At 66.9% G+C, this 11,016-nt stretch carries 12 protein-coding genes; 6 read left to right on the top strand and 6 right to left on the bottom strand.

Translation table 11 applies throughout. From position 1 onward, the window contains the following. Positions 1–510: amidohydrolase family protein (locus VFF46_RS33730; protein WP_325041299.1), on the top strand; the 510-nt coding region annotated here is incomplete at its 5' end. Here the strand turns inward: VFF46_RS33730 and VFF46_RS33725 are convergent. Then, the gene (locus VFF46_RS33725) at positions 404–1,228 is read right to left on the bottom strand and encodes a TRM11 family SAM-dependent methyltransferase (protein WP_325041298.1); all 825 of its coding nucleotides are present in this window, start codon (positions 1,226–1,228) and stop codon (positions 404–406) included. The two genes, VFF46_RS33730 and VFF46_RS33725, sit on opposite strands and share 107 nt — an antisense overlap. A 208-nt stretch (positions 1,229–1,436) precedes the next feature. Between VFF46_RS33725 and VFF46_RS33720 the strand changes: the two genes are divergently transcribed. Continuing rightward, positions 1,437–2,150 carry a class I SAM-dependent methyltransferase gene (locus VFF46_RS33720; protein WP_325041297.1) on the top strand — a complete coding sequence of 238 codons (714 nt, stop codon included), beginning with the start codon at positions 1,437–1,439 and terminating at the stop codon, positions 2,148–2,150. A 97-nt stretch (positions 2,151–2,247) separates the two neighbouring features. After that, positions 2,248–4,050 (top strand): glycoside hydrolase family 2 protein, encoded by a 1,803-nt coding sequence (locus VFF46_RS33715; protein ID WP_325041296.1) that lies wholly within the window; start codon positions 2,248–2,250, stop codon positions 4,048–4,050. Here the strand turns inward: VFF46_RS33715 and VFF46_RS33710 are convergent. Further along, positions 4,035–5,141: a YeiH family protein gene (locus tag VFF46_RS33710; protein WP_325041295.1), complete on the bottom strand. Its 1,107-nt coding sequence runs from the start codon at positions 5,139–5,141 to the stop codon at positions 4,035–4,037. The genes VFF46_RS33715 and VFF46_RS33710 overlap by 16 nt on opposite strands. 87 nt (positions 5,142–5,228) lie before the next feature. Between VFF46_RS33710 and VFF46_RS33705 the strand changes: the two genes are divergently transcribed. The 3 genes from VFF46_RS33705 to VFF46_RS33695 are packed head-to-tail and all read left to right on the top strand — an operon-like array spanning position 5,229 to position 7,218. Further along, the gene (locus VFF46_RS33705) at positions 5,229–6,002 is read left to right on the top strand and encodes a GntR family transcriptional regulator (RefSeq protein ID WP_325041294.1); all 774 of its coding nucleotides are present in this window, start codon (positions 5,229–5,231) and stop codon (positions 6,000–6,002) included. Positions 6,003–6,012: 10 nt separating this feature from the next. Next, a complete protein-coding gene (locus tag VFF46_RS33700; protein WP_325041293.1) occupies positions 6,013–6,408 on the top strand; it encodes a VOC family protein in 396 nt (131 codons plus the stop codon). A 24-nt stretch (positions 6,409–6,432) separates the two neighbouring features. Next, a complete protein-coding gene (locus VFF46_RS33695) occupies positions 6,433–7,218 on the top strand; it encodes an arylamine N-acetyltransferase family protein (protein WP_325041292.1) in 786 nt (261 codons plus the stop codon). A gap of 602 nt (positions 7,219–7,820) precedes the next feature. Here VFF46_RS33695 and VFF46_RS33690 read toward each other — a convergent pair. From VFF46_RS33690 to VFF46_RS33675, 4 genes are all read right to left on the bottom strand, one after another. After that, positions 7,821–8,444, bottom strand: a complete 624-nt coding sequence (locus tag VFF46_RS33690; protein ID WP_325041291.1) for a hypothetical protein — start codon at positions 8,442–8,444, stop codon at positions 7,821–7,823. Between the two features lie 299 nt (positions 8,445–8,743). Beyond that, a complete protein-coding gene (locus VFF46_RS33685; protein ID WP_325041290.1) occupies positions 8,744–9,511 on the bottom strand; it encodes a GntR family transcriptional regulator in 768 nt (255 codons plus the stop codon). Between the two features lie 70 nt (positions 9,512–9,581). Next, on the bottom strand, positions 9,582–9,773 hold the full coding sequence (locus VFF46_RS33680) for a hypothetical protein (RefSeq protein WP_325041289.1): 192 nt from the start codon (positions 9,771–9,773) through the stop codon (positions 9,582–9,584). A gap of 2 nt (positions 9,774–9,775) precedes the next feature. After that, positions 9,776–10,618 carry a phosphoribosylaminoimidazolesuccinocarboxamide synthase gene (locus VFF46_RS33675; RefSeq protein ID WP_325041288.1) on the bottom strand — a complete coding sequence of 281 codons (843 nt, stop codon included), beginning with the start codon at positions 10,616–10,618 and terminating at the stop codon, positions 9,776–9,778. Positions 10,619–11,016: the final 398 nt, after the last annotated feature.

The following is an 11,016-nucleotide window of genomic DNA, read 5'->3' as shown; positions in this document are numbered from 1 at the left end:
ATCTTCAAGGTGCATGTGCAGGTCGGGGACTACGACCCGCGATCGGGTGAGCTCGACGATGTGTGGGGGCAGCTGGCCGAGGCCGGCGTACCCGTCGTCGTGCACTGCGGGTCGGGGCCGATCCCCGGACGCCACACCGGTCCCGGGCCGATGGGCGAGGTGCTGCGGCGGCATCCTTCCTTGACCGCGGTGATCGCGCATCTGGGGATGCCGGAGTACGCCGAGCATCTGGCGCTCACGTCGTACCCGAACGTGCACCTGGACACGACGATGGCGCTGACGCCGTTCGTCGAGGCGATGATGCCGTTCCCGCGCGACCTGGTCCCGCGGTTGCGCGATCTGCAGGACCGGATCGTGCTCGGGTCGGACTTTCCCAACATCCCTTATGAGTACGCCGTTCAGCTCACGGCGCTCGAGTCCCTCGGTCTCGGGGACGACTGGTTGCGCGCGGTGTGCTGGGAGAACGGCGCTCGGCTGCTCGGGCTCGGGCTCCGGCTCGGGCTCGGGTGAGTACGTATGCAGTCGGCGTTGCGCCGTTGTATCTGAGCAGCCGCTCGCGCACGATCTTGAACGGGCTTTGCTGGACAGCGTCCCGCAACAGCCGCTTGTCCTCGGTCAGCAGCACCACGCGTCCGTCCGGGGTCAGCACCCGGTCGAGCTCGGCGAGTGCTGCCGGGTACAGGCGGCGGTTGTCGCGGTGACTGCCGACCAGCTTCCCGAACGGCAGGTTCGCCACCACTCGGTCCACACACCTGTCAGCCAACGGAAGCGCCTCCGCCCGCCCTTCGACAACCGCGAAGGCCTCGTGGACGGTCGGGCGATGGCGGTCTACTCCCAGGAGGCGGGCGGCCGGCTCGTGGCGGTGCGCGGCGCGGAGGATCGTGCCGGTGCCGCAGAACGGATCGAGAAGCCGGTGGCCGGGGCGGATCTTGGCCAGCCGTACGAGCACCTCGGCGGCGATCAGGTTGGTTGACCACGGCAACCGTTCGGATCGGCCGAAGCGCTGCGTCCAGCTCAACCGGCGGCCGCTGACCGACTCGACTTCGGCGAACGAGTAGAGCGGGCAGGCCGCGAGTTCGTCGAGCGGGCCGTCGACGGTGCACGCGACGGTGTCGGCGGACGTCTGGCGGACGGAACGGACGGACGGCATCGCGCGGAGTTCCCCGACGAGGAGATCCGCGGCGCCGTCGATCGTACGGAGAACAAGGTGGTCGGTGATGCTGAGCATGAACGCTCCCGAAGGCTCGCGATCGACAGGACAGTCGAAGCGCGGCGCAGGCATGCCGCATCGGGCCGACCCCACCCGGAGCCCGCCACGACCTGCCTACACCTTCAGGAACGCTGCATCGCGCACCACTCTAGAGGGCCCGCCGTACGGGTTCACCTGGTTTACCAGGAAAGCTGAGAATCGCCTTGTTTTACAGTAGAATTCGGGGGTGACGGACACTCGAATTCATACCGTGGACGAGCTGCTGGATGTGCTGGATCGGGTGGTGGCGGCGAGCGGCCGGGGGGATCGCTCGGACGCGTCCGCCGCGGAGTACTGGACGGGCCTGTTGAGCACGCCGGGGCATCCGCTCGCGACGCAGCTTCCGGACGAGCCGTTGGTGGACTGGGCCGAGCGCGGGCTCCTCGGGGAGCTCGACGGCGCCCGGGTGCTCGATGTCGGCTGCGGTGCCGCGCGGAACACCCGGTGGTTCGCCGAGCAGGGGGCGGTCGTCGACGGCATCGACCTCGCGAAGGACCTCCTCGACCAGGTCCGGCCAACCATGCCCGGTGCCGTCACGCTGACGGCCACCGACGTACTGCGGGATCCGCTGCCGGACCGTGCGTACGACGTGGTCTACGACTCCGGGTGCTTCCACCACATCGCGCCGCACCGGCGGATCACCTACCTGCAGCGCGTCCTGCCGCTGGTCCGGCCCGGCGGCCGGTTCGGGATCGTCACGTTCGCGGCCGAGCGGATGGAGGCCCCGAGCGACCTCGACGTCGTCGCCACCGGTGACACCTACGGCGGCATGGCGTTCTCTCTCGACGACCTCCGCACGATCTTCGCCGGCCTCACCCCGCTCGACCTCCGCCCGGTCCGCACCGACCGCCCCGGCACCTTCGGCCCGGACTTCCTCAACACCGCCCTCTTCACCCGCTGAGTCAGGGCCCGGATCCGGTGGACGCCACCCGTTGCCCGGCTCATTCCAACGTTGTAAAGTGCTCCTCGCCCCTACCTACAGCACCACGGGAGAGTTCATGACGCAGCCTCGTGCGGAGTACCCGCGTCCGCAGTTCGTTCGGCCCGACTGGCTGAACCTGAACGGCGAGTGGCAGTTCGAGATCGACCGATCGGACTCCGGACTGGAGCGCGGCCTGCGGGAGCGTGAGCTGGAGCGGCGGATCGTCGTACCGTTCGCCCCGGAGACCGAGCTGTCCGGGATCGAGGACGTCGACTTCCTGGAGGCGGTCTGGTACCGCACCACCGTGACGATCCCGGCCGGCTGGGACGGCAAGGACGCGGTGCTGCACTTCCAGGCCGTTGACCACGACGCGACCGTCTGGGTGAACGGCGAGGAGGTCGTCCGGCACCGCGGCGGGTTCACCCCGTTCAGCGTGAACCTGCGGCACGTCGCCAAGCCCGGCGAGCAGGCGACGATCGTCGTCCGCGCCCGCGATACGCACCGCGGCCCGCAGGCCCGCGGCAAGCAGAGCCAGCTGTACGCGAACCACAGCTGCCTGTACACCCGGACCACCGGCATCTGGCAGACCGTCTGGCTGGAAGCCGTACCCACGGTGCACCTGAGGCGGCCGCGGATCACCCCGGATGTGGCGGGCTCCAGCTTCCACCTCGAGGTACCGGTCTCCGCGAACAAGCCCGGCTACCAGGTCCGCGCCGTACTGAAGGACGCCGACGGCGAGATCACCACGGCCGAGGTCCGCGCCGACCTCGACCTGGCCCCGCGCCTGACGCTGCAGGTCCCGGCCGACCGGGTCCGCCTTTGGGACACCACGGACCCGCACCTGTACGACCTCCGCGTCGAGCTGATCGATGCCGAGGGCAACGTCGTGGACGGCGCCGACTCGTACGCCGGCCTGCGTTCGGTGAGCATCAACGGCAAGGCGATCCTGATCAACGGCAAGCACGTGTTCCAGCGGCTGGTCCTGGACCAGGGGTACTGGCCGGAGAGCCTGATGACGGCGCCGTCCGAAGAGGCGATCGTCCGCGACATCGAGCTCAGCCTGGCGGCCGGGTTCAACGGCGCCCGCCTGCACCAGAAGGTGTTCGAGGAGCGGTTCCTGTACCACGCGGACCGGCTCGGGTACCTGGTCTGGGGCGAGTTCGGCGACTGGGGTTCCGGCGTCGGCGACACCGGCGACGACAACCAGCAGCCGACCGCGACGTACGTCGGCCAGTGGCTGGAGGCCGTCGAGCGCGACTACAGCCACCCGAGCATCGTCGGCTGGTGCCCACTGAACGAGACGCACCAGCTGCTGCACGACCGGATCACCCAGCTCGACGACGTCACCCGCGCGATGTTCCTGGCCACCAAGGCCGCGGACACCAGCCGCCCGGTGCTGGACGCCTCCGGCTACAGCCACCGCGTGCCCGAGACCGACGTCTGGGACTCGCACAACTACGAGCAGGACCCGGCCGAGTTCACCCGGCAGATGGCGGATCTGGTCAACGACAAGCCGTACGGGAACACCCGCGACGACAAACCGCTCTCGCTCGCGTACGACGGTCAGCCGTACTTCTGCAGCGAGTTCGGCGGCATCTGGTGGAACGCGGAGAAGGCCGCCGCCGGAAAGAGCGGAAACTCCGCCGATTCCTGGGGCTACGGCCAGCGGGTCGCGAACGAGGAGGACTTCTACGTCCGCTTCGCCGGCCTGATCGACGCGCTGCTCGACAACGAGCTGATGTTCGGCTACTGCTACACGCAGCTGACCGACGTCTTCCAGGAAGAGAACGGCATCTACAACTTCGACCGCAGCAACAAGCTCGACGTCCCCCGGATCAAGGCGATCCAGGAACGTCAGGCCGCTTACGAGAAGGACTGAAGTACGAGGCTGCCGACAGCGACCAGGATCCAGAGGATCGCTCCCAGGAAGAGCGGCCTGGGTCCTGCGTCGCGCAGCTCGCGGGGGCGCAACGACAGGCCGATCGCGGCGAGGGCGGCCGTAATGAGGGTGCTGCCAACGACCGTCAGCGTGGGCAGCCAGGACGACGGTACGGCGCCGGCGGAGCGGAGGCCCGCGGCGGCGATGAAGCCGATCAGGAACAGCGGTACGAGTTTGCGCCACGGCAACGGTTTCCGGATCGAGGCCGTGGCGCCTTCGTACGAACCGTCCGACGTCTTGTCGAGGGCCCGCGCCGCGCGGTTCTCGCGGCGGATCTTCAGCGCGACCAGCGTCAGCACGATCGGGATCAGCGTCAGCGAACGGGTCAGTTTCACCACGATCGCCTGATCGCCGGCGGCCTGGCTGTACGCGTACCCGGCGGCGACCACGGACGACGTGTCGTTGACCGCCGTACCGGCCCAGAGGCCGAACGCGTCCGCGCTCATCCCGAGCAGGTGACCGATCGGGGGGAACGCCAGTACCGCGACGATGTTGAACGTGAAGATCGTCGCCATCGCATAGGCGACCGAGGAACGCTTGGCGCCGATCGCCGCGGTCGCCGCCGCGATCGCCGAGCCGCCGCAGATCGCCGTACCGACACCGATCAGGGTCTGGGTGTCGCCGCGGACGCCGAGGATGCGGCCGAACAGCCACGCGCCGCCGAGCGCGATCGTGAGCGTGCCGAGCATCACCGGCAACGACGAGACGCCGACCCGCGCGACCTGCTGCAGCGACAGGCCGGTCCCGAGGACGACGATCGACAGCTGGAGCAGTGTCTTCGAGGCGAAGTCGTACCCCGGGCGCCAGACGTCGGAGCGCAGTACCGGGATCACGCTGCCGGCGATCACGCCGAGCAGGATGCCGAACACCGGGCCGCCGACGATCGGGACCAGTCGGCCGAGCGGCACCGCGACGGCGGTCACCGCGAGTACGATCAGCAGCCCTTTGCGGTGCGACAGCGCCGTACCGAGGCGGCGTACTGCGGGAACGGCGGCGGACAGGTAGTGAGGTGTCCTAACCTCGAGCTGCACCACTAGCCGGTTCCCTTCTGCCAGAAATGTACGTACATTCAAGGTAGGAGATGACCGGACATTTGGCAACCTCTGGAAGGAACGCGTGTGCGGAAGCTCGAGCGAGGCGGCGGCGAGCCGCTCTGGAAGCAGCTGCAGGCGGACCTGGTCCGGCGGCTGCGGTCCGGGGAGTTCGACGACGCGTTCCCGGGTGAGCTCGCGCTCGTCGACGAGTACGCGGTCAGCCGGCACACCGTCCGGCAGGCGCTCGTCCAGCTCCGTACGGACGGCCTGATCGTCGCCGAGCGCGGCCGCCAGCCCCGGGTCGCTGCGACGCCGGAGATCCGCCAGCCGATGGGCGCGCTCTACAGCCTGTTCTCCTCCGTCGAGGCGTCCGGCCTGCCGCAGCGCAGCGTCGTACGGGCGCTCGACATCCGCGCCGACGGGGTGGTCGCGGCACGCCTCGACCTGGAGGAGTCGATCCCCCTGCTGTACCTCGAGCGCCTCCGGTACGCCGGCGACGAACCGCTCGCGCTCGACCGAGTCTGGCTCCCCGCGGCCCTCGCGGAGCCGCTGCTCGACGCGGACTTCACCCACACCAGCCTGTACAACGAACTCGCCAACCGCACGGGCATCGTCCTCGACCACGGCCGCGAGGACATCCGCGCCGTCACCCCGACCGCCTCCGAACGCAAGATCCTGCACTGCCCAGTCGACGCCGCGGTCTTCTCGATCGTCCGCCAGGGCAGCGCCCAGAACCGCCCCGTCGAGTGGCGCCACACCATCGTCCGCGGCGACCGCTTCGCCATGTCCGCAGAATTCTCCGCGCACGCCGGGTATCGCCTGACGCCGAGCAGCACCGCGCTCACCCAAGCTTGGTGATACTGATCGCATGAGTGTGCGGGAATTGCGGTTGGTGGTCACGGCGGACGACTACGAGGAGGCGGTGGCGTTCTACCGCGACGTACTCGGGCTGCCGGAGCAGGCGTCGTACTCCTCCGACGACGGCCGGGTGACGATCCTTTCCGTGGAGCGGGCAACGCTGGAGATCGCGGACCCCGGGCAGGCCGAGTTCATCGACGCGGTCGAGGTCGGGCGACGGGTGGCCGGGAAGTACCGCGTCGCCTTCGAGGTGGACGACTCCGCGGCGACCACTCGCCGCTTGGCGGACGCGGGGGCGACCGTCATCGCCGAACCTGTCCGTACGCCGTGGAACTCGCTGAACGCGCGGCTGGAGACGCCGGGCGGGATCCAGCTCACGCTGTTCACCGAGCTTGACCTCAAGTGAACTGGAAGTGCTGAGCTGGTCCGCATGTGGGACATCGAGAAGCTGGACCTGGACGCTTACCTGGCGCGGATCGGGCATGAACGGGTGGCGCCGTCGGCGGAGGCATTACGGAGCCTGCATCGGGCGCACGTACTGGCGATCCCGTTCGAGAACATCGACGTGATCCTCGGCACGCATCCCGGGATCTCCCTCGACGCGATCCAGGCGAAGCTGGTCGGGCGTCAGCGGGGCGGGTACTGCTACGAGCACGCCTTGCTCTTCGGTGCGGCCTTGGAGCAGCTCGGGTTCGACGTCGTACGACGGGTGGCCCGGGTACAACCGCACAAGTCCGGACCGCGGACGCACGCCCTGCTGAAGGTCGGGGTCGACGGCGAGGAATTCCTGGCGGATGTGGGCTTCGGCGCCGGCCAGCTGTACCCGACCCCGCTGAAGGACGGCATCGTGATCGACCAAGCCGGCTGGGACCACCGCCTCACCCGCGACGGCGACGTCTGGACCCTGTCCAAGCAGACCCCCGACGGCTGGATCCCCCAACACGCCTCGAACGACGAACCAGTCCGCCCGATCGACTACGAGGTCTACCACCACTACGTCTCCACCCACCCCAACTCCCCCTTCACCGGCCGCCCCGTCGTCATGCGCGTCTCCGAAGGCCAAGTCCGCCGCCTAGTAGGCACCACCCTCACCACCGACCACCCCAACGGCGATTCCACCGAACGCACCATCCACCCAACCGCCCTCCCCGAAGCCCTAGCCTCCCTAGACGTAATCCTCAACGACGAAGAACAAGACCGCCTCCACCTGCTGTAATCCCTCGCGCGAACGGGGGATGTGGCGAACCGGGCAGATGTGGTGAACCCCGCGTGCTACGCAGGTGCTCCGGTCGCTCCGCTCCCTCCCGCACCCGCTCCGCGCGCTCCCACCCACCCACCGGCTAGGCGCCGGCAGTGCCCGGCTACCGCCGGAAGTTGCGAGCTGTCGCTCGCGAGTGACTACTTAGCGGGCGTACTTCGTAAGGCCGCCCGTGGCGAGTCGCGCGGGAGCCGTCCCGCAGCAGGAACTCCGGCCCGAAGCAGGCCGGCTCCGACGTCTCGAGGGGCGACCACAGCGGACGGTCGAGGCGACCAGGGTGGACGGTCGGGGCGACCAGGGCGGAGCGTCCGCCGCGATCGCGAAGTCGAGCTCCAGTCGCGGAGACTGAACATTCTGCGGACTTGCGATACCCAGCGGGGTCGGGGAACAAGCAATAGCTTGTTCCCCGACCCCACGAGGTATTCACAGTCAGGCCGCCCGGCATCAGCCGACGTCCGAATCGGCCGATACCGCACACAACACAGCGACCTGGGACGCACACACCGCCACCACCCGGTCGCCAACTCGACTCAGCCGTCGGGCCAAGAGTCACCTGCGCATCAGACAATCTGATGCGCAGAGCCTTCCAGCCGAGAGGAGACGAGCCGCACCTCCGCTACAGGCTCACGCCGGACGATCTCAATGCGGACCAGCGCAGCGTTGCGGCGGGTCCGGTCGACGACTGCTCGACGCGCCCAGCACGCTGACGCCAGGGCCTCGGTCTTCATCGCCAAATCGTCGACCGACAAGCCGGGCCGCATCCACAGCCACACAACCTCGCCAGTCCGCGTGGAGAAGCATCCGACGATGAAGGGCATACGCCCCGACCAATTCAACGTTCTGATTTCGGCCAGGCAAGTTCGGACACGGTGCCACGTAACGACACACGAGATCCGATCACGAATAAACCGCCGAAGCGGACGGACCACGAGAACGACAGGCGTCGGCGAAATCATGACAAGCAGCGCCGGGACCGGCCCAAGGTTCAAACCGTCGGCCATGACCAGGTGACGATAGACGTCCACGAACATTGCCACGCACGCCAACTCCCAGCGCCAACGCCACAAACACAACAGGACGAGAACGAGAGGCGCCCGCTGTCGCCGGCTGATCGTCTCGACGGCACCGATCACGGTGCCGTGTCCGTTGCGTACTCGATCCCGACCATGGGTGGATGCGGGCATGACAAGACCTCCCGATACGGAGGAGCCAGAAGAGCGAAGACGGGCAAGGTCTTGTGGACCCAGACGCGCCTCTGGGACGGCCGAGCAAGCGCCGTTCTTTGGTTACTAGCTGCAGCCCATCCCTTGGGCCCAGCCAATGACTCATCGCATGTAGAGCAGGTCGTCGCCCACCACAACAGACCAGATTGGTCGCCTGTCAGGCGGACGAGATTCTCACCAAGTGTTCTAGTTCTGATACTAGAACACTTACTTGATCATTGACAAGCGGCAGACGTACCTTCAGGAGCGATTCGCAAGCATCACGGACGTTGAACGCGGGCCGTGGACACACCCAGCCGGCCCCGGTAGGTCACTCGCCCGTAGGTGATGCTCTCGCCGTACTCGAGGACCTCACCGGTGTCGTCGTAGATCCAGTTCCGCCCGACCATGATGAGGGCACCCTCATCCAGGCCGAGCCGTTCCGCTTGCTCGGCAGTAGCAGCGGCCGGTTCGAACTGGTCCTGCCACGCGTCAACCTCGCGCTTCAGGATGTTCGCGATGTAGGCGAACGTGCCTTCCTTGATTCGCTCCCGGCCGAGCAGCAGCGGCGCCTTCTCAGCCAGATGCCCGCGATAGTACGAGGTCGACGCAGAGGCCGGCTTGTCATCCGACCGATAGGTCGTCCGCACTCGGCGAATCACGGGATCGCCGGGCTTCAAACCTAAGGCGTCGGCAACCTGGTCCGACGCCTCGGTGATCCCGGCCTCGGTGATCTTCGCGTAACTCCCGGTCGGATAGATCTTGCCGGTACGCCGAGAGTTGTCAACGCGATCATTCGCAGCCCGACCGCGCTCTTCCTCGGTCGTCACAATGCTTCCCACACCACGCTCCGGCTTGACATACCCCTCAGCACGCAAGGTGGACAGTGCACGCTGAGCAGTAGCGATAGCCACACCGTAATCACGCATCAGCGACCGCACAGACGGCACCAAATCGCCAGCCTGCAGTTCACCACTGGAGATCCGAGTACGAATCTCAGTAGCGATCTGCTGATACGGCGGAGCCGGGCGCTCCAGCTTCGGGGACATCGCCAGACCTCAAGTCCTCAAGTGAGTGTTCTAGAACACGACTAGCCTAGGCGCAACACTGCCCGGTGGTCTAGTAATCGTCAGGCGCGTTGACCCGGTCGACCCCGCCGTAGCCGGTGGCGGCGACCGAACGAGCAACCTCAATGTCATGAGGATCGGGCTCGATGCCGTGCTCTTTCGCTGCAAGCAGGCGCTTGTGCACCTTCTGCAGGTCCAGCGCGTCACTCAGCCGTGCCTGCTGAATCTCGTCCCACGTCGCCATCGTCAGTCCCACTTCAGACCGGTGATGCGCTCGTACATAGCAACGTAACGAGCACGGGTCTCCTCCACGACCGCCGGCGGAATCTCGGGACCTGGCGGAGTCTTGTCCCAGGTTCCCAGGTCGCGAGCCCAGTCCCGCACAAACTGCTTGTCGTACGAGACCTGCCGCTGCCCCGGCTTCCAGTCCTCATCACGCCAGTACCGCGAGGAATCTGAAGTCAGAACCTCGTCCGCCAGGACCAACGTCCCGTCCTTCGCGAGCCCGAACTCAAACTTCGTGTCTGCGAGGTGCACTCCTCGACCATCAGTGATCGCCGTGGCGCGTTTGAAGAGCTCGAGCGTCTTCTCCTTAAGAGTTTCCGCGAGCTCCGCCCCAACGGCATCCGAGACCTCATCGAAGGTCATCGGCTCATCGTGCCCATCCTCAGGCGCCGTCTTGGTCGTCGGCGTGAACACCGGCTCAGGCAACTTGTCACCCTCAAGCAGCCCAGGAGCGATCTCAACACCAGAGATCTTCCCGGTCTCCCGATAGGCATCCCACCCGAGACCAGCCAAGTAACCGCGGGCGATGCACTCAACCTGAATGATGTCGACCTGCCGACACCGCACCGCCCGCCCCTCGAACTCAGCCGGCACATCGGTTGCCGAGATGACATGGTTCGGCATCACATCCGCCAACTGCTCGAACCACCACAGCGACAGACTCGTCAGCAACTTCCCCTTGTCAGGAATCGCCGTCGGCAACACCACGTCATAGACCGACACCCGATCAGTCGCAACCAGGATCACCTCCCCCGGCCGATCGCCGTAAACATCCCGAACCTTGCCCCGATGCAGCAGCTCCACAACTACTGTTCTAGCACACCTCGACAGACGCCCCTAATGTGACCCGGAGCCTGCCTGTGGGACACGATGTGGCGGTACGACGGGCACACGACCTGTACTGAAGTGGGGCCCGAGAATGACTGAGGCGGAGGAGTACCACGACGGCGATTCAGCCGTATCTGCGATTTACATTGAGCCGCCAGACGGGCAAGTCTGGATTTATGTCGGGCAACTTCAGTTGCAGGACGGCGAGCGCAGTTGGACGGCGTATGGCCGACTAGTTTGTAACCTGCGCCACGCGCCATGGGTCTCGGCGGAGTTCTCTGGTGATGAGCAATGGATTATAGATTCCGCGTTCGGTGTAGGCGATCCTTCTGTGCGATTGCCTGGGGGTGCCGTCCTCGAGCCCTCGCCACGAT

This window comes from Kribbella sp. (assembly GCF_035655035.1).
Taxonomy (GTDB): Bacteria; Actinomycetota; Actinomycetes; order Propionibacteriales; family Kribbellaceae; genus Kribbella.
This window is presented reverse-complemented; position numbering and strand designations above follow the sequence as displayed.